The following is a 19,012-nucleotide window of genomic DNA, read 5'->3' as shown; positions in this document are numbered from 1 at the left end:
CCCAGGCAAACCGCGCGCGAATGCGCAATCACGCCTCATTTTGAGGCACGGTCATCGCCGAATAGGATCGAATGATGGGGTTCAGCCGGCGAAGAAGCCGCCATCGAATGGCAGCGACAAGCGCTCGCCGCTGCGATCTTCGAGGATCAGCGCATCGCCTGAGATCGCGATGTCGGCGACCTCGCTCCAGCCCTTGGGCGGCACGACGGCACCGAAGGCATAGCGAATCGCCGTGCGCCCGGCACCGAGTTGGAGGTCGGTGGCGACACCGTCAGGCATGTCTTCGCCTGACAGCAGGTGGATGCCGGTTGCGGCTTCCTCGATGCCCAGCACCGCGATATGACGGCTGTTCCAGGGTGCATAGCTGCGCCCGCCATTGCTCATCCACAGCACAGTCTGCGGCAGCACCAAGGCATCCTTCAGCGCAAAGAACAGGAACCCGTCGGCGTCGGCCAGTGCCGCCGACCAGCCGACGGTGCGCCCCGGCTGCTCCGACAGCACCACGATGTCCTCATGTCCGCGGTCGAACGGATAACGACTGACATCGACCATCGCCCCGTCCTTGCGGCGGACGGCAGCGAGATCCGCGATGGATTGCGGATAGGCCAGGATCGAGCGCCCGCGCGCGGGGTCCGTCTCGGGCGGGGCAGCCGTGGTCCGCCCACCGGTCTTCGGCGAAAAGCTGAGACGCGCTCCACCGGGCACCCGGATCATCGCATGATGCGCGATCGGCAGCCTGCTCGTCCCGCCCGTGAAGACATGGGTCTGGTAGACCACCGGCTCGCCCGCCCTAAGGGCAATCGTTTTTTCGAGCCGGGCGCCCGCGACCTGCTGCTTCAGCCTGTAGACCGCGCTGACGCGCCCGCCGGTCGTGGCCGCCTGTTCGCCGCCTTCCCAGTCGCCATTGGCCGGCCAGCCATGGATCGGCACGCCTGCTTCGCTTTGGGCAAAAGGCGCGCAGAAGAAATCGCCGGCCAACCGCCTTTCCACCGGCGCCACGCTGTCGGGCAGCGTCTCGCCGCTCTCCAGCCAGAGGGCGCGATGCAGCGGCCGGATCGTCCGGCCGCCAGCCTCGATCGCCACGTCGTCGACCACCCCGCCCTCGCGGTTGAAGCGAACCGAAATGCCCGCGGCCGAGATCATGTCCATCTGGAAAATCCTATGGCCTTGAGATTGCGCCCCGATCGGCGTCTTGCGCTCAGACTTCGCTCGGGATGTTCTCCCGGAACACCGACTGGATGCGGATGGTCGTCGTCGGAATGTTCGGCTCGTCGCGCACCGCCCGCACCAGCCGGTCGATCGCCTCGCGCGCCTCGACCTGGGCATTCTGGTCGATCGCTGCATCCATCACGCCGCTCAGCAGATATTGCCGTGTCTGGTCGGTCAGGTCATGGCCGATGAAGATCACCGATTTGTCGCGACCCGTCTCCGTCAGCGCCCGCGCCACGCCGTCCTGGCCGGCGCCGATGCAGTAGATGGCAAGCAGGTCGTCGTGCTCCGCAAGCAGCGCCCGCACCTCGTCATGCGCCCTGTCGGGGTCCTCGTGCACCTCGCGCACGGCCACCACGTCGAGCTTCGGAAAGCTCTCCGACAGCACGTGGCGAAAGCCCATCTCGCGCTCCTCGTGGCCGCGATAGGCAAGTGCACCGGCCAGCAGCGCCACCTTGCCGGAAGCGCCGGGCAGGAAGCGGCCGATCAGGTAGCCGGCCAGGCGGCCCGCCGCGCGGTTGTCGATGCCGACATAGTTCATCCGCCCGACATGGCTGATGTCGGACACCAGCGTCAGCACGGGAACGCCTGACGCAATCAGCCGCCGCACCGCCTCGCGCACAGACGGACTGTCCAGCCCGATCAGCCCGACGCCCTGGCAATTGGCCCGCAGCCCGCCCAGCGCGGCTGCCGTCTGCTCCGGGTCGACGCCGGCGACACGATGGATGACGACGTCGACATCGCCACGCAGTTCCGCCCGCCGCTCGATCTGGCTGACCAGATCGGCCATGAACGCATTGCTGCCGCCGGGCAGCACGAAATCGAGGCAAACCGTATCGGACGCCGATGGCACCGGCTCGCCGGCCAGGTTGGCGGCAATCGCCATCACATGCTTGCGGGTGTGGTCCTGCACCCCGGCACGATTGTTCATCACCCGGTCGACGGTCGCCTTCGAGACGCCGGCCAGCCGCGCGATTTCATCCATCTTCGGTCGCGAACTGGCCACGGAACCCCTCACCGGCATTGCAACAGGCGCAAACTATGGCGGCCATTTCGGCCGGTCAACGCCACGATGATATCAAAATGATGCTTTTTGCATGAAAGGCGTCGAATTGAGTGCATAAGCGTGGGTTCCTCACCTGACCCGACTGGCATTTGCCTGCACCAAGGCTTGACGCCGTGCAATTCCTCCCGATAGCATCAAAATGAAACATCATTATGATGCTTGCAACCTGAAATGCCCTGCCCATGACGCCGACACCGAGAGACTACAGCCTGATCGGCCGCGACGCCGCGCTCGCCGAGGCCAACGGCATCGCCGCCGCCGAATGGTATTCCTGCCCCATTGAGCGCAAGCAGCTGAAGGAACTGATGAAGCGCAGCGACGGACCTGCCCTGCGCGACACCGCCATCTGGATAGCAGCGCTCGTCCTCTCCGCCGCCGGCGGCATCTATTTCTGGGGCAGTTTGTGGGCCGTCCCCTTCTTCCTCGTCTATGGCGTGCTCTACGGCTCGTCGAGCGACAGCCGCTGGCACGAGGCCGGCCACGGGACCGCCTTCAAGACGCGCTGGATGAATGACGTGCTCTATTACGTCGCCAGCTTCATGATCCTGCGCGAGCCGACGGTCTGGCGCTGGAGCCACACCCGCCATCACACCGATACCATCATCGTCGGCCGCGACCCCGAGATCGCCGTGCCCCGTCCGCCCGACGTCGCAGCCCTGTTGCTCAACATCTTCGCCCTGAAGAGCAGCGTGACGACGCTGAAGTCGCTGTTCATCCACGCCGCCGGCCGGCTGAAGCCTGATGAGGCCACCTTCATTCCCGAGATGGAGCGCTGGAAGGTCTATGTCGTGGCGCGCATCTATCTCGCGATCTTTGCCGCCGTCGTTGCCGCCTGTTTCTGGATGGGCAGCATCCTGCCCGCCATGCTGGTCGGCCTGCCCAGCCTCTACGGCGGCTTCATGACCATCTATTTCGGCCTGACCCAGCACGCAGGCCTGGCCGAGGACGTGCTCGACCACCGCCTCAACACCCGCACCATCTACATGAACCCGCTGTTCCGGTTCCTGTACTGGAACATGAATTACCATGTGGAGCACCACATGTTCCCCATGGTGCCCTATCACGCGCTGCCGAGGCTGCATCAGGCGATCAAGGACGACTGCCCCGAGCCCTATCCCAGCACCATCGCCGCCTATCGCGAGATCATCCCGACCATCCTGCGCCAGCTGCGCGAACCCGCCTATCACGCCGTCAGGCATCTGCCCGACGGCAAGACGCCGGTGCCCTACAACCACGGCGCCATCATCAACCCGGCCGAATAGGCCGTCGGAGACTACCATGCCCGAACAATGGTTCGACGCCTGCGATACGGACGACATCGACCAGGACGACGTGATCCGCTTCGATCACGAAGGCCGCACCTTCGCCCTCTACCGCACCGAGGACGACCGCTTCTTCGCCACCGACGGCCTGTGCACGCATGAGAAGGTACATCTCTCCGGCGGGCTGGTGATGGGCACCATCATCGAATGCCCCAAGCACAATGGCCGCTTCGACTTCACCACGGGCAAGGCCAAGGGCGCACCCGTCTGCGTCGACATCGCCACCTATCCGGTCAAGGTCGAGGCCGGCCGCGTGCTGATCCGCCTCGCCTGATCGCCCAAGCAAGCCCGATCTCCAGCCACCCGATCGCCAGCCAAGAGATGAACATGCAATCCTCCCAGCCAACCGTCGCCGACCTGCTCGCGCTCAAGGGCAAGCGCCAGCTTACCAAGCTCAGGGTCGAGTCGCTCGACGAGGCGTCGGCCGCCAACGCTGCCGGCATCGACATGCTGTCGGTGCCGCCCGAGGTGCTGTCGCTCGAAGGCTTCCGCACCGTCTGCCCCAATCCCTTCGTCGTCGGCGGCCTCGAGCCCGGCGCCTACATCACCGAGGAAGACTATCTTCGCATCGCCTTCCGCTTGCTCAAGCTGGGCGCCAACGCCGTCTATTGCGGCGCCAGCCTTGGCATTGTCCGCCGCCTGCGCGACGAGGGCATCCCCGTCGTCGGCCATGTCGGGTTGATCCCGTCGCGCCGCACCTGGACCGGCGGTTTCAAGGCCGTCGGCAAGACCTGCGATTCGGCAATGATGGTCTGGCAGCAGACGAAGGCGCTGGAAGATGCCGGCGCCTTTGCCGCCGAGATCGAGGTCGTGCCGCCGGCCGTGGCCGAGGCGATTTCGAAACGCACCAACCTGCTGATGATCTCGATGGGCGCAGGTGCGGGATGTGATGCGCAGTACCTGTTCGCCACCGACGTGCTCGGCGTGCACGACGGCCACTACCCGCGCCATTCCAAGGTCTATCGCGACTTTCACTCGCAGTACCAGCGCCTGCAGCAGGAGCGCATCGCCGCCTTCCGTGAGTATTCCGCCGATGTTGCGAGCGGCTCCTACCCTGCGGCCAGCCACCTTGTCCGCATGGACGCGGCGGAGCAGGATCGGTTTCTGGCCGAGATGGAAAAGACGCCGCTGGTCTAGGTCAGGTCTCGGAGAAGACCGCAGAAAACAGGGAGGGAAAAATGGCCAGATGGCGCGTTGCCGGCATCAATTTCGACCACATGCACATGGGCGACCTGTTGCGCGAGGTGCACCAGCATCCCGATGCCGAGATCGCCGGCATCCATGACAGCAACCCCGAGCGCATGGCCGCGGCGATCGCCAATTTTTCCATTCCCGCGGACCGCGTCTTCACCGATCTGGACGTCTGTATCGAAGCGACAAGGCCGGACCTGGCGATCATCTGCGCCGCGACCGCCGAGCATGCCGACCATGTCGAGCGTGTCGCCCGCCACAAGGTGCATGTGCTGGTCGAGAAGCCCTTCGCATCCTCGCTCGCCGACGCCGACCGCATGATCGCGGCGATGAAGCCGACCGGCCGCCAGATGGCGATCAACTGGCCTCTCGCCTGGTACCCGAGCCACAACACGGCGAAACGCCTGATCGACGAAGGCGCCATCGGCGAGGTCATCGAGGTCCACTATTACGATGGCAACCGCGGCCCGCTCTACCACCTCGCCGACAAGGTCGAAGTGACGCCGGAACAGGTCGAGGCGGCAAAACCCACGTCCTGGTGGTACAAGAAGGCCTCGGGCGGCGGCAGCCTGCGCGATTATCTCGGTTATGGCGTGACGCTGGCGACCTGGTTCCGCAACGGCGAGAAGCCGCTGGAAGTCACCTCCGTCATCGACCAGACGCCTGGCATCGAGGTCGACCAGCATTCGATCACCGTCTGCCGCTACAAAAGCGGCCTGTCCAAATTCGAAACGCGCTGGGGCACCTTCACCGATCCCTGGACGCTGCAGCCGCAGCCCAAATGCGGTTTCGTCATCCTGGGCACCGACGGCACGATTTCGAGCTACGACTACGAACCGCATGTCACGGTGCAGACCCGCGCCCACCCCGAAGCCTACCCGGTCCCGGTCGATGCCCTACCCGTCGGCCGCCGCGCCCCGGTCGAATATGTACTGGATTGCCTGGCAAAGGGCGTGCCTATCACGGGTCCGCTCTCTCCGGAGATGTCGCGCATCGGCCAGCAGATCACCGACAGTGCTGCCCTTTCCGCCGAGCTCAAGCGCACTGTCGAGCTGCTGCCATGAACGACACGCCGAGCGAAGACGCCTATGCGCTGAAGTCCGCCGAGACCCGGCTGGTCGCAGCACCTGACCTCGCCTATCTCCCGCCGCGTCCAAAAGCCTATGCCCCGCGCATCGCCCTCGTCGGCGCCGGCGGCATTTCGTTCGCCCATCTCGACGCCTATCGCAACGCCGGCTTCGACGTCGCCGTCATTTGCAATCGCACGCTGGCGAAGGCGGCCGACCGCCGCGACGAATTCTTCCCCGATGCAGCAATCACCGACGACCTCGGCGAGGTCCTCGCCCGCGACGACGTCGAGGTCTTGGACATCACCACCCACCCGGCCGAACGCGCCGGCATGATCGAAAAGGCGCTGCTCGCGAGCAAGCACGTGCTGTCGCAAAAGCCCTATGTGCTCGATCTCGACACCGGCGAACGTCTCGCCGACCTCGCCGACCGTAAGGGCGCAAAACTCGCCGTCAACCAGAACGGCCGCTGGGCGCCGCATCTCGCCTGGATGCGCGAGGCGGTCCGCACCGGCCAGATCGGCAACCTCGTCTCCTGCCACGTCTCGATCCACTGGAACCACGGCTGGATCAAGGGCACGCCGTTCGAAGCGATCGACGACCTCGTGCTCTACGATTTCGGCGTCCACTGGTTCGACTTCCTGGCAAGCCTGATCGGCGACGGCACCACATCGGTTTACGCCACCCGCGCCCGCGCCACCGGCCAGGAGGCAAGACCTCCGCTGCTCGCCCAGGCGCTGGTCGAATTCGCGGGCGGCCAGGCCTCGCTTTGCTTCGACGGCGCAACGCCTTTCGGCTCGCAGGACCGGACCTACATCTCCGGCACCGGGGGCAGCCTGTCGAGCGTCGGCCCGGACCTCGGCAACCAGGCCGTGGAGCTGACGACCGCTTCCGGCACGGCGCGGCCCGCGCTTTCGGGCGGTTGGTTCAACGACGGCTTTGCGGGCACAATGGGCGAGCTTCTGTCGGCGATCGAGGACGGGCGCGAGCCGTTGAACGGGGCGCGTGGAAACCTGCAGAGCCTCGCGCTGACGTTTGCCGCGATTGCCTCGACGCATCGGAGGATACCCGTGGTGCCCGGCACGGTGCGCAGCCTCGCGGAGGCTCAGCGTTCGGCCGGCTGAGCGGGCATCGCACCGTCTCGGCAACCCAGCGACCGCACGCTGGCAAGCCGCTGGCGCCACATGACTCAGTACGCCTCGATCTGCTGGATCAGGGATCGATCATACAGTGTGCAGACATGTCCCACCACGTCCCGGGAAATGGAAGCGATCAGCGAGCAAAGCCGCGACGATGCGGCTTCGAGATAGACGACGCTGTAGCGCGTGACTGGAAAGGCCGGCTGCACGTTAAGCACGCGCAAGACACCGCTGCGAAGCTCATTCTGGATGACGATCGGCGGCAGCACGGCAATGCCCAACCCATTCGCGATCATGCTGATCGTCGTCGACAGCGAGTTGGAGTAGTGCAGGACGGCACTCTGGGCGTCGTGGCCCCCAAGATAGTCGAGCAGCTTGCCGTGATTGTAGGTTCCTCTCTCATAGGAAATGATCGGATAGCGCAGCAGGTCGGCGCGGCCGATCGGCTGATTTGGCGCGCCTTCCAGCAAGGCGGGGGACGACACCCAGTACATGCTGAGATCGCAAAGATCGGACACGTTCATCTTCGAGATGTTCGGCCCCGGAAATCCCAGGATGATATCAAGTTCGCGGTTCTCGAGACGCTGCAGGAGGATGGAGGAGGAATCCGTCGAAACCGAAACGCGGAGGCGTGGGGAGCGTTCGCGCAGCGTTTCCATGATGCCGCGCAGCACGACCAGCGCCATGCTGGGCAATACGCCGATCCGCACCGTACCCTCGAGTTCGTCTTTCGGTCCCAGATCCTGCAAGAGCGCGTTGTACCGACTGACGATGTCGCGAGCGCCGGTAACGAAGTGAGCCCCCTCTTCGGTCAGTTTGACGTCGCGGGCATCCCGCTCGAAAATCTTGAATCCAAGCTCCTGCTCCATGGCCGAGACGCGGTTGGAGATGGCAGCCGGCGTCATGTTCATCCGCTCGGCGGTAATGCGGAAATTTCTCAGTTCTGCCAACCAGATGACGGTCTCCAGGAAACGGATGTTCACTGGCTCTGCAAGCTCCAGAATGCCCTCATTGTCGACCTCGGCTGATTTCGGCGAAGCATCTGAGACAGCACGGGCTGCCGTTTCGCAGTCAAGTCCGCATTCTAGCGCCAGGCTGCGGCGAGGCAATCAAAGCCATTGGATATTCGCGCTCGAACACCATTTTTGGCGGCCAAACCGGAGCGCTTGGCCGCCAATTGGTTTCGAATGCAACCCTGGAATGTCAGGCGCCTGCCTTTGCAAGGACTTTCGCGCTGGCTCCCGACATCTCGCCGAGCTTCTGCACCTTGTCGCGCACGCTCGCCTCGCGCTTCTTGCCGGTTTCCTGCATCCCCAGCGCCTTTTCGGCAACGGCCCGTACCTCGTTGCGCGGGATGACCAGCACACCACTTTCGTCGGCAAGGATGGCGTCGCCAGGCATGACCACCGCACCGCCGCATGACACCGGAATGTTCAGCCCTCCACCGAGGTCATAGAGGCGCGTGGTGATCGGCGAAAGCCCGCGAGACCACATCGGAAAATCCGAATCCTCGATCTCGGTCAGGTCCGTGCATGGCCCGTCGACAATGCCGGCAACGGCACCTGCCGCTTTCGCGGCAACGGTAACCCCGCCGCCCCAACAGGCATATTTGTCGTCGCCAAGCCGATCGACCACCAGGATGTCGCCTGGGCGCAGCATCCCTGTCGCGTGATGAAGAAGCGTCGAGTCCGAGCCTGCGATGGCGAGCGTCACGGCCGTGCCGACGACCCGCCGCTTCGGAAGAAGCGGCTGTATGCCCCGGTCCATGAAGCCGAACAGCCGCCAGTGACCGACGGTCGCCGTCTCGACGTTGGAAAGCAGATCGAGATCGGCCGGCGGCACCTGCTCGGGCATATCCTTGAGAATGTACATCGGTGAAGCCTTTCTTATGCGCAAGCGAGACGGCGATGCTGGGTCATCGGGATCAGAGTGCGGGCACGCTTGACCTGCGCCGGATCGATACGGGCGGTGACGAAGCCCACCCCATCGGATGCCTTCGCGACGACGTGGCCCCATGGGTCGCAAACCAGCGAGTGACCCCAGCAATGACGCTTTTCATTGCCGAACACCGTTGCACCCGTCTGGCCGCATGCGACGAAATAGGTCTGGGTTTCGATGGCGCGCGCACGCGCCAGCACCTCCCAGTGGTCCTTGCCGGTCTGCAGCGTGAACGCCGCGGGAAGGATGATGATGTCGCAACCGGCCTTTTCAAGTTGCAGGAAGAGTTCGAAGAAGCGGATATCGTAGCAGATGGCGCAGCCGACCTTCAGCCCGTCGATCTCGTAGGTGACGATGTCCTCGCCCGGCTTCACCGAAGCGGACTCCTTGTATGCCGTGCCATCGGGCGCGACGATGTCGAACATGTGGATCTTGCGATAGGCAGCGGCCTGCTTGCCTTCGCGATCGAAGACGAAGCTGGTGTTGTAAATCCGGTCCTCGCCCTCGACCTTCTCCATGATCGTTCCGGCATGCACATAGACGCCGTGTTCCCGGGCGAAGGCACTGGCCATGCTGTATGCCGCCCCGCCTGGCGCGGCTTCCGCAGCCGCGAGCTTCTCCTCGATGCTTCCACCGTAATATTCGAAATACTCCGGCAGGATGATGAGGTCGGGCCTGTCGGTTCTCACGGCGTCGAGCATCATGTCACCGATGACGCGCAGGTTTTCGTCGCGATCCTTCTGCGGGTTGGTCTGAATGAGACTGATTTTCAAGATAGTTCTCCCTGTTCGGATTGTCGGATGTTCAGGCGACGATCCTCTCGTCCCTGAGCGTATGAATGGTCGCCATGATGCCGGCGCGCAGCGTCATGGTCTGGGTGGCGACGACGAGCAGTTCGGCCCCTTCGTCCAGCGCGAACTGGCGTTCGGCGGACGTCCAGGCCGGCATCACCCAGCTCTTGCCTGCGCTGCGTGCTGCCGCCGCTACGCGTTGCAGGTCGGCACGGTCGGCATCGTTGAAGGCATAGGCGCCGCGGCCGCGCGCGAGCGCGAGATCGGACGGCCCCGGGAAAAGACCATCGACCGTGTCGAGCTCGATGATCTTTTCGACGTCTTCGAGGCTTTCCGCCGTTTCGATCATCGCAAAGCACTTGGTGCGCCTGTTTTCGGATTCGAAGGCGTTCGACGCAGGCCGCGCGTAGTCGAAGACCCGGCCTCCCGCGTAGGACCGCGTTCCGGTCAGCGGATATTTCGCGGCCCTGGTGACCTCGCGTGCATGTTCGACGCCGAGTATGTGCGGAACGATGACGCCATCCGAACCGAAATCCAGTGCCTGCTGGATCGACTCGGCATTCGGCGCGATGATCTTGGTCAGCGTCGGCATGCCGATCGCCTTGGTGTAGGCGAGGAACTGGTCGAGCGAGGCAAGGTCGAACGTGCCGTGCTCGAGCTCCAGAACCAGCGACTTGACCCCGCATGTGCGCGCGATTTCGAGATAGCCATAGTGCGGCTGCGACATCCAGAGCGCGATATTGTCCATAACTTTCATTCCTTAGGGGGGTGATTGCCCGCCGGCGGCAACCGCCGGCGGACGAGAGCGCTACTTGCCGATGGTCCTCGACAGGCCGAGCGTGCGTTCGATGAGCATGATGATGACAAGCGTGGCCGTGACGAGAACGACCGAAATGGCGGCCGTCATCGGATCGGTCTGGCTTTCGACATAGTTGAAGATCTCGACAGGCAGTGTGGTCAGTCGCGGACCGGTGATGAAGAGCGAGATCACAACCTCGTCGAACGACAGCAGGAACGACAGGGCCGCACTTGCCACGATACCCGGGGCCATCAGGGGCAGCGTGATCCGCCGGAACACGGTCAAAGGCGAGGCGCCGAGCATGGTCGCCGCTTCTTCCACCGAGGGCGGCAGCGTCGACAGCGAGGTGATCACGATCCGGACCACATAAGGCGTGGTCACGATCAGGTGGGCGATGATCAGGCCCGTGACGGTGCCGAGCAGCCTTGCCTGCACGAAGACCAGCAGTATTGCCAGGCCAAGGACGATGGACGGCAGGAGAAGCGGGGCCGTGAACAGGCTGAGCGCGAACTCCTTGCCCCGGAATTCATGCCGGCCGATCGCATAGGCGGCGGGAATGCCCACTGCGAGTGACAGTGCGGTCACCACCGATGCGATGCCCAGGCTGAGCCAGAAGGCGTTGATCAGTCCCGCGTGCTGGAACATCGCAACATACCAGCGCACGCCCCAGCTCTCGGGCGGAAAGGTCAGGTAGCTGTCATTGCTGAACGACAGCGGCAGGACCACGAGAATGGGCGCCAGCAGGAACAGATAGAGGAAGATGACGACGATGCGGAAAGGTACGCTGATTTTGCCGATCATGTTCAATCTCCCTCAATCGAACCGGCGCACGACCCGCGAATAGACCGCGAGCGCAAAGCCGAAGATGATCAGCACGATGACGGACGTGGCCGCGGCCCTTGGCCATTCGAGCTGGATGATCGCCTGATCGAAGATTTCGGTCGCCAGCAGGAAGACGCGCCCACCACCGAGAAGTTTCGGCGTGATGAACGAGCTGATCGCCAGGACGAAGCAAAGCAGGCAGCCCAGCGCGACGCCCGGCAAGGTCAGGGGAAAGACGATGCGGCGGAAGCGGGTGAAGGCATTGGCACCGAGCGAGGCTGCTGCCTCTTCCAGGCTCTGGTCCAGCTTTCCGAAACCGGCGATCAAGGCCAGCGCCATGTAGGGGATCAGAATTTCCACCAGGCCGATGAAGACGCCGAGCGTATTGTTGATCAGCCGGACTGGTTCGGAGATCAGTCCCATCGACAACAGGCTGCCGTTGATCAGTCCCTGGTCGCCGAGAAGCACCATCCAGCCATAGGTGCGCACCACGCTGCTGACGAGAAGCGGCGACACGGTGATCACGAACAGAGTGTTGCGCCAGACCGGCGAGACGCGGTGCAGGAACAGCGCGATCGGATAGGCGCAGATCAGAGTGGCGACCGTAACGGTGAAGCTGATCCAGAGCGAATTGATGACAAGCCCGAAATTGAAACTGTCGGTGAAGAAGTCGAGATAGTTCCCGAACGTGTAGACGTCCGTCAGAACACCGCCCGAGCGGCTTTCGAGGAACGATATCTGACCGAGACGCAGGACCGGCAGCACGAAAGCGGCGAGATTGACCACCGCCATCGGCACGAGCAAAAGCACGATGATCAGCGGGAAACGCCGTCTTGGCGCAGTTGCCGGCGGCGCAATGCTGGTTGGCATGTGGGTTATGGCGCTCATGACGGCCTAGCTCCCGAAAACCAGCATGTCTTGCGGCTTCCATTCGCAAAGCAGCATGTCGTCAGCGCCAAAGCCGTGGCCGGCGCTGGCGGTGGGCACCTCGACCTTGAGCATGGCGCCGTTGATTTCGACCTCGTACTGCACGATGTCGCCGATATAAGTGATCCGGGCGATGCGTCCGCGTGCGCTGTTGGTGGCATTGCTGACCAGCGCACGATCGCGATCGGGCGTCAGGCTGATGCGATGCGGGCGGATGGCGGCTTTCGCCTTGCCGCCGCTCAGACCCTTGGTGTCGCTGCGATAGACCTGGTCGCCGATGCGCGCCTGGTCACGACCGACAATCTCGCAATCGATGACATTGGCGCGGCCGACGAATTCTGCGACGAAAAGCGAGGCAGGCTTTTCATAGATTTCCGAAGGGGTGCCGAGCTGCGCAAGCCTTCCGCCCGCCATCACGCCGACGACATCGCACATGGTGAGCGCCTCGACCTGGTCGTGAGTGACGAAAACAGTGGTGATCGAAAGGCGCTTCTGAATTTCCCGGATCTCGATGCGCATGTCGTCACGCAGCTTGGCATCCAGGTTGGACAGGGGTTCATCCAGGAGAAGGATGCGTGGCCGGATGACGAGTGCGCGCGCAAGCGCCACGCGTTGCTGCTGGCCGCCCGACATCTCCTTGGGCTTGCGGCTGCCATATCCCGGCAGGCGCACCATTTCGAGCGCCTCCTCGACGCGGGCACGTGCCTCTTGCCTTGAAACGCCGCGCATATCGAGGCCGAAGGCAATGTTTTCGGCAACCGTCATATGCGGGAACAGCGCGTAGCTCTGGAAGACAAGACCGATGTCGCGTTTGTGCGGTGCGCGCCGGGCAACGTCATCGCCGCCTATCAGGATTTCTCCATCGGTGACCGAGGCAAGTCCGGCGATCATGCGAAGCGTCGTCGTCTTGCCGCAGCCCGAGGGTCCGAGAAGACCGAGAAGCTTGCCTTTGGGCAGGTCGAGATCGAGGTTGTCGACCGCGATGAAGCCCGACTCGTACCGCTTGGTCAGCCCACGCAGCCGCAGGAAAGCGGCGTCTGGTTGCGGTTCGGCTTGCGGGATGGCGATCGGGCGCGCGTCCTCGCGCGAGGCCAGCGTTTGCATGAGCTTACCTATGTTTCATCTGTTTCAACGAAGTCCGCACCAGCGGACCGGCCGGAACGGGCATGGACGTCCACGCCCGTACCGGCATGGGCGCTAGCGGCTTGCCGGGATGATCTGGCGCCGCCAGGGCGACAGCAGGTCGTCGCGCATGTCGCCGATGCTCATCCAGTCGACGGGGATCAGCTTCTTCTGCTGGTCGGCGTCCATCAAGGGAATGCGTTTGCGCGTCTCCTCATCCACCTCGGCTTTGGTATTTGTCGGCGCATAGAACATCGCCTTGGCAAAGCGTGCCTGGACCTCAGGGCTCAGCGCGTAGTTGATGAAGGTCTCTGTCGCATCCTGATCGGGAGCGTTGGCAATCGCGCTGATCACGTTGATCTGCGATGCAGTGCCCTCAACGGGGCCGATCGACTGCATGCGGCCCTCGGTCTGGTCGCGGAAGAACTGCGAACGCGCATTGTAACCGATCGAGACGGTCGCGGTGCCGTTGGCCACCAACGTATAGGCGTCGGGCTTCGGCTCCCAGGTCTGCACCGCAGGGGCAAGTTCCACCAGTTTCTTGACGCCAGGCTCGATCGACACCTTGTAGTCGTCTTCGCCCGCAAGACGGTTGGCGATGATGGTCAGCAGAATGGCCTGGATGTCGCCGCCGCCCTGTGCGGGAATGATCACCTTGCCCTTTTGAGCGGGGTCCCACAGCGCCTCCCAACTGGTGGGCGGATTGCCGTTGTAGGTGTCGCGGTTGTAGATCAACGAAAGCGTGTCGTAAGTCAGGGGAATAGCGGCGCCGCCAAGCTCCTTGCCGATATTCGCGAGATCGGCATAGTTGGTGATCTTCGCGGTATCGAGATTGGCCACGAGGCCCTCTTCCGACGCAATCTTTGCGACGGACAGGTCATAGATCACGGCATTTGCCTGCGGCGCATCCTTCTGGGCACGCATGTTGCCGAGCGACGTGGCGGCATTCTGGACGCCGAAAAACGTCACCTTGATATCCGGGTGGGCCTCGTTGAACGGCTGGACGACAGCCTTCTCATAATTGTCCTGGAAGGCGCCGCGATACCCCATGACGGTGATGTCGGCAGCCTGTGCCGCAGCGATGCTACCGAGCGATATCGATGCCGCGGCAACGGCCATGAAGGAGGTGAGTTGTGACAGTTTCATTTTTCGTTCCCCTGATGCTCTGACTGTTTTTCTTCTCTGGTCAGGCTAGGAGCGGGGCAATTTTCGGTCCAACGGATATTTCTGTCTGGGTGTTCGATTTTCCTTTTCGAGGTCAGGCAGCCAAGTCCTCTGCGGCATTGCGCAGTGCCCCGTGACAGGCGAAACGCGCGCACCATTCCCGCAGGTCATGCCTCGATCGGGACGATCGCGCGATTTCGTCATGGCACCAAAAGCATCCAGTTGGATGCGCGTTCTCAATCACCGCATGGAGCCATTTCCTTCTCCCAAATTCGCTGGACCGCCTCATAGCCAGAACCGGGGTCCGCTTCGCCAAGCAGCTAGTCGTTTGCAGGGAGCCCTAGACGTGCCCATTGATCGCGCGGGATCCTGGCTCCGACCCGAAAGGATAAGGACAGGATTGTCGTCGCGTCGGTGTCAACCTCGCATCGGAAGCTCAAGCCGTGCCATGCGGTTCGCGTGCGAAAAGCAGCCTCCGGGACGTCAAGGACATTGCCTCGCTTGAGCGGAACAAGTGGTACCAGGTCGGGGGAATAAGAAGCGTCGACCAATTGCTGCTGCAATGCGCTGGCGCAGAGTTTGGCGGCCCGCTCGCCGCGAGGCACGCCAGCCATCGAGGTCGTGGCCAACGCATCGCCGGTAGCGCCTTGCGACCGAAGCCGCCGAACACCCGGCAGTCCAGAATAGGGCTGCGACGTGGCAACGCCCGCATTCTTGGAGTTTGGCCCCCTGGCGCTGCCCTTTCCGGGTTTCGGGATCTTCCCAAGTCCGGCTTCCGGCGCATTCGCGGGCCTGGGCCGTGGCGCCTGGGCCAAGGCGGGAAGCGTTATCTCACCGTCGTTGCCGTCGGCACCCAATGGCGCTGGTGCCGGGGCTGGTTGCTTGTCAGCACGCTCTATCGGGCCCTCTTGGTTGTCGATCGCCTGTTTGCCAATGTTCTGGTTCGAGGCTGCCCCGTTACTTTCGGCGGACTCGATATCCTTTGTTGCGGCTGCCTGCTTCGCGGCGTCGTTGACTGCATCCGGCCGCTCTTCGGAAGGGGGCTTCGAATTGTCGCCCTTCGCCGGCGACGACGAGGTGTCTTGAACGCCACCCCCCTCCAGAGATTTGCCAGGGCCGGCGTCCTTGTCCCCGAACCGGAAGACAGGTTTCAGGACCTCGATTTGCGCCGGCCTGGGTCGTTCCTCCACCGACGCAGGCAGTTGCTTCGACTTCGATTCCGGAGGCTTTTCGGCATCGGGATCCTTTGACGGCGGCGAAGGAGGAGGTTTCGGCTTTGGCTGTTCCGGCGGAGGCACGAGGGTGACATTTACCGCCTCCTCCTGCTGCTGTTGAGAAAGCCTCGGCTGGCCGTAGACCACCAGGATCGCAATGAGGAGGCCATGCAGGATCAGCGATGGGGGGAAAGCCCATAGCAAGTCCCGCCGTCGGTTCCTTGTTTCATCCTCCATGCTGACCGATGTGCAGTGAAACAGAGCCGGCATCAAGCATGATCGTCGATGTCGTGCAAAACAGCCGCTGGAGCCGGCCTTTGACCGTCAAGGGGCGAGCTTGCTTCCTCATACGACCAAGAACCAGTCGGCCGACTGGAGCAGTCCGAACTGTGAACACAGCGACGGCGCGGCGTCGGAGAATGGCGAAGCCTTACCAGCGCCACCTGCCCGCTTGCCCGGCATCGCCAGAGCCACGTTCAGGCAAAGTCGAACGAGAACCCCAACTCCATTCGACTCCAGCGCCCTTTTCAGTCGGCGGGTGCTTGACCCGGTTGGCGCTCAGCGGCGCTCAGTTCTAGATTCCGGCCGAACGCGACAGCGGTGTTTGCGGCCGTGCTTGGGGCACCATGAGTGGACCGGCGTCAGGACAAGCGGCTCCCCTATCAACCTCCATCGAAGGTCATGAGGGCCTCGACCCGAAGCAGCCGTTCTCGACTCGTGGAGTCGAAATGCCCTCTGCACGAATTCACGGCTGGTCGCGCCAGGGCTGCCTTGTACGCAGTCCGGCGCAGCAGCAAACGATCGCACGCGCCTTGTTGCGACCAGCTATCCGCACTAAACTCTGCCCTCCTCGCAGCGTGCCCTCTGGTTGACACAGGAGTTGCCGAAATGCGTGGCGGTCTTCTTTTCATTCTGTTCGTGCTTGCACACCAGCCCCTGGTATCGCACGCCGCGTCCATCCACGAAGCCGCCATGAAGGGCGACGTCGCGGCGGTTGCGGCAGCACTCGACGCAGGCGCCGACGTTGATGAGAGCGACGGGAAAGCGGCGCCGCTCTACCTGGCGGTCAGGGGCGGGCATCTTGCGGTGGCAAGACTGCTCATCGACCGCGGCGCCGACGTCAACGCCGCCCCGACGGCTTTGGGTCCTGCTCTCATGCCCGCCTTGGCGAAGCGCCGGGTCGATTTGATCACTCTCCTGCTGGACGGAGGCGCGAACCCAAACGCCTATCGCAACCGCGAAGCCGCGCTCCACATCGCCGTCAGGTCCGGTTGTCTCGACTGCGTGAAGGCACTGGTCAGCGCCGGCGCCGACGTGAATGCGAAGACGAAGGACGGCAAGACATCGCTCCATCTGGCAAAATTCAAGGCGCAACGCGAAGTTGCCGATTATCTCTTGTCGCACGGCGTCGTCTTGCCAACGCCAGCCCCGATCTCGAACAAGTTGGCCACCGCCGATGTCGAGAAAGGCCGAACCGCCTTCTCCAGACATTGTGCCTATTGCCACAATGCCAAGCCCGACGAAGGCAGCAACGAGGGACCGACCTTGTGGAACGTCGTCGGCCGCGACAAGGCATCCGTGGCAAACAGACGTTACTCCGAAGCCCTGCTGGCATGGCAGGGCGTCTGGACCTACGAGGACCTGAACAAGTTTCTGCTTGAGCCCATGGTCACGACGCCGGGCGTCTACATGGAGATGCCGGGCGTTCCGGACGAGACTGAGCGAACAAACCTGATCGCCTATTTGCGGACACTGAGTGAGACGCCGATCCCGCTACCCTGAACCGTGGCCCGATGTCGTCGTGTCCCCAGCCGGGCAGGCGATCGTTCGATGTCCGCTTTGGCGCACAAGCCGCGATCAGCCCGGGAGGCGCCCACGAAACAGCGTGGTGCCGTCCGCCAGGCGCGACCTGGAGATGTCCCGGAACCCAGCCTCTGTCATCCACGCCCGATACTGACGGGTGTACGCCTCGCCGTGGCGATAAAGGTTCAGGAAGGTGAGGTTCAGGAAGACACCCTCTGGCGGGCCAAGGCGGTCGTCATCGACGACACCCCACCCCGCGATTGCGATCTCGCCTCCTGGTGTGAGGCAACGCGCCGCGTTCAGGATCGAAATGCGCGCCTGGTCCCGCGGCAGGACCTGGACGACGGCCTTCAGGATTGCCAGATCGTGCCGGCCGACCGATGGTGCGACGGTGATGTCGCCCTCCTCGACCAGCACGTCGTCGACACCGTATTCCGACAGGATGTCTGGCGCGACCGCTGCGACCGTCGGCAGCTCCATCAGCGTCGCCGCAATCTGCGGCCGCTGCTCGCGAAGGCCGACGAGAATGGTCCCCGGGCCGCCCCCGATGTCGATCACCGACCCGATCGCCGAGAGGTCTATCTCCCGGGCCAGGTGCCGGCCGAAAATCACCCCGCCCGGCGCGAGCTTTCGGCTGAAGGCCGCCGCGGCCTCGGGCCCCGCATCTGAAAAATCGTGCAGCGCAGCCGGTCGGTTCTGTCGCAGCGACTCCGCGGTCAACAGGTCGGCTCCCCAGAGCTCGCGCAGCAGCGCATGATCGCCGCCGCGATAGGTCGGCTTGGACGCGTCGAGAAAGGCCGCCGCTTCGGCCCCGTTGCGAAACCGGCCATCCTCGACTTCGAGGAGACCGATGCTGGCGAGCGCATAGAGGAGCCGCGACAGACGATCGGGCTCGACCTTGAGCGCAGCGCCAAGGCTGTCAGCAGTCTCCGCGCCGCCGGCAAGCCGGGTGAAGATGCCGAGTTCCAGCCCGGCGCGAAGCGCCAGGGCGGGAGGCACCGCTGCGAACAGCGTGTCGATCCGATTGGAATCCACCATGTCACCTGCCCCTTCGCGATCCGGGATGAACTTTGAAGCACCTCGGAAGATCGGTTTCAACCGGGGCTGCACTATCCTCACCTGCCGCCGAGAGCAGCTCGCCGTCATCTGCAGCATCTTCCGAACGCAAAACCGGCTGCCGCATTTCTGCGACGGGCGTATTTGCATTTGGTTGGGGCCAGGATTTGAACCTGTGCCCTTCCGGTTATGGTCCGTGAGGACGAGGAGCTACCATCGCCGGGGAAGCGGGGCTTGCCGCTCGTGATCGAGCTCGTGGGATTGAGGAAAGGTTGGTTGCGGTGCTGGATTTGGCTTATCCCGCGTCGTCGGCCGCTGGGGTCCTTGCGGGCGGCTGATGCGGTTGTAATCAGACGGTCAGCCGGCAGCCAGATACCAAAAC

Annotated in this window: 18 protein-coding genes; 6 read left to right on the top strand and 12 right to left on the bottom strand. The window is 63.5% G+C overall.

What is annotated here, in order from left to right; genetic code table 11:
* Positions 1–81: 81 nt before the first annotated feature.
* A complete protein-coding gene (locus GGR00_RS22720; protein WP_184701297.1) occupies positions 82–1,149 on the bottom strand; it encodes a hypothetical protein in 1,068 nt (355 codons plus the stop codon).
* A gap of 49 nt (positions 1,150–1,198) precedes the next feature.
* Positions 1,199–2,194, bottom strand: a complete 996-nt coding sequence (locus tag GGR00_RS22715; protein ID WP_055980114.1) for a LacI family DNA-binding transcriptional regulator — start codon at positions 2,192–2,194, stop codon at positions 1,199–1,201.
* 263 nt (positions 2,195–2,457) lie between these two features.
* Here GGR00_RS22715 and GGR00_RS22710 point away from each other — a divergent pair, with 263 nt between their 5' ends.
* Genes GGR00_RS22710 through GGR00_RS22690 form a run of 5 tightly spaced genes read left to right on the top strand, consistent with a single transcriptional unit; the run spans position 2,458 to position 6,979 of the window.
* Entirely contained in the window at positions 2,458–3,537 is a 1,080-nt protein-coding gene (locus GGR00_RS22710) for a fatty acid desaturase family protein (protein ID WP_156381343.1), read from the top strand.
* 16 nt (positions 3,538–3,553) lie between these two features.
* The gene (locus GGR00_RS22705; RefSeq protein ID WP_055980120.1) at positions 3,554–3,871 is read left to right on the top strand and encodes a MocE family 2Fe-2S type ferredoxin; all 318 of its coding nucleotides are present in this window, start codon (positions 3,554–3,556) and stop codon (positions 3,869–3,871) included.
* A 53-nt stretch (positions 3,872–3,924) separates the two neighbouring features.
* Positions 3,925–4,734, top strand: a complete 810-nt coding sequence (locus GGR00_RS22700) for a 3-methyl-2-oxobutanoate hydroxymethyltransferase (RefSeq protein WP_055980332.1) — start codon at positions 3,925–3,927, stop codon at positions 4,732–4,734.
* A 41-nt stretch (positions 4,735–4,775) separates the two neighbouring features.
* Positions 4,776–5,852: a Gfo/Idh/MocA family protein gene (locus tag GGR00_RS22695; protein ID WP_184701295.1), complete on the top strand. Its 1,077-nt coding sequence runs from the start codon at positions 4,776–4,778 to the stop codon at positions 5,850–5,852.
* A complete protein-coding gene (locus GGR00_RS22690) occupies positions 5,849–6,979 on the top strand; it encodes a Gfo/Idh/MocA family protein (RefSeq protein WP_184701293.1) in 1,131 nt (376 codons plus the stop codon). The genes GGR00_RS22695 and GGR00_RS22690 overlap by 4 nt, the downstream gene beginning before the upstream one ends.
* A 65-nt stretch (positions 6,980–7,044) precedes the next feature.
* Here the strand turns inward: GGR00_RS22690 and GGR00_RS22685 are convergent, their stop codons facing one another.
* The 9 genes from GGR00_RS22685 to GGR00_RS22645 all read right to left on the bottom strand — a co-directional run bounded on the left by GGR00_RS22685 (position 7,045) and on the right by GGR00_RS22645 (position 16,041).
* Positions 7,045–7,977: a LysR family transcriptional regulator gene (locus GGR00_RS22685; RefSeq protein WP_082496691.1), complete on the bottom strand. Its 933-nt coding sequence runs from the start codon at positions 7,975–7,977 to the stop codon at positions 7,045–7,047.
* A gap of 220 nt (positions 7,978–8,197) precedes the next feature.
* A complete protein-coding gene (locus tag GGR00_RS22680; protein ID WP_184701292.1) occupies positions 8,198–8,866 on the bottom strand; it encodes an RraA family protein in 669 nt (222 codons plus the stop codon).
* Positions 8,867–8,880: 14 nt separating this feature from the next.
* Positions 8,881–9,705: a carbon-nitrogen hydrolase family protein gene (locus GGR00_RS22675; protein ID WP_184701290.1), complete on the bottom strand. Its 825-nt coding sequence runs from the start codon at positions 9,703–9,705 to the stop codon at positions 8,881–8,883.
* A 31-nt stretch (positions 9,706–9,736) separates the two neighbouring features.
* Positions 9,737–10,471 (bottom strand): HpcH/HpaI aldolase family protein, encoded by a 735-nt coding sequence (locus GGR00_RS22670; protein WP_184701288.1) that lies wholly within the window; start codon positions 10,469–10,471, stop codon positions 9,737–9,739.
* A gap of 60 nt (positions 10,472–10,531) precedes the next feature.
* On the bottom strand, positions 10,532–11,323 hold the full coding sequence (locus tag GGR00_RS22665; RefSeq protein WP_184701286.1) for an ABC transporter permease: 792 nt from the start codon (positions 11,321–11,323) through the stop codon (positions 10,532–10,534).
* Between the two features lie 12 nt (positions 11,324–11,335).
* The gene (locus GGR00_RS22660; RefSeq protein WP_055980137.1) at positions 11,336–12,232 is read right to left on the bottom strand and encodes an ABC transporter permease; all 897 of its coding nucleotides are present in this window, start codon (positions 12,230–12,232) and stop codon (positions 11,336–11,338) included.
* Positions 12,233–12,238: 6 nt separating this feature from the next.
* A complete protein-coding gene (locus GGR00_RS22655; protein ID WP_184701284.1) occupies positions 12,239–13,375 on the bottom strand; it encodes an ABC transporter ATP-binding protein in 1,137 nt (378 codons plus the stop codon).
* Between the two features lie 93 nt (positions 13,376–13,468).
* Entirely contained in the window at positions 13,469–14,539 is a 1,071-nt protein-coding gene (locus tag GGR00_RS22650; protein ID WP_184701283.1) for an extracellular solute-binding protein, read from the bottom strand.
* A gap of 338 nt (positions 14,540–14,877) precedes the next feature.
* Complete coding sequence (locus tag GGR00_RS22645; RefSeq protein ID WP_246441568.1) at positions 14,878–16,041, bottom strand: DUF930 domain-containing protein; 1,164 nt, start codon at positions 16,039–16,041, stop codon at positions 14,878–14,880.
* A gap of 501 nt (positions 16,042–16,542) precedes the next feature.
* Between GGR00_RS22645 and GGR00_RS22640 the strand changes: the two genes are divergently transcribed.
* Entirely contained in the window at positions 16,543–17,553 is a 1,011-nt protein-coding gene (locus GGR00_RS22640; RefSeq protein ID WP_246441566.1) for an ankyrin repeat domain-containing protein, read from the top strand.
* 75 nt (positions 17,554–17,628) lie between these two features.
* Here the strand turns inward: GGR00_RS22640 and GGR00_RS22635 are convergent, their stop codons facing one another.
* Complete coding sequence (locus GGR00_RS22635) at positions 17,629–18,672, bottom strand: acetylserotonin O-methyltransferase (RefSeq protein WP_246441564.1); 1,044 nt, start codon at positions 18,670–18,672, stop codon at positions 17,629–17,631.
* Between the last annotated feature and the right edge of the window lie 340 nt (positions 18,673–19,012).

This window comes from Aminobacter aganoensis (assembly GCF_014206975.1).
Classification (GTDB): domain Bacteria; phylum Pseudomonadota; class Alphaproteobacteria; order Rhizobiales; family Rhizobiaceae; genus Aminobacter; species Aminobacter aganoensis.
Note: the sequence above shows the minus strand (reverse complement) of the source record. Positions and strands in the feature narration are given on the sequence as shown.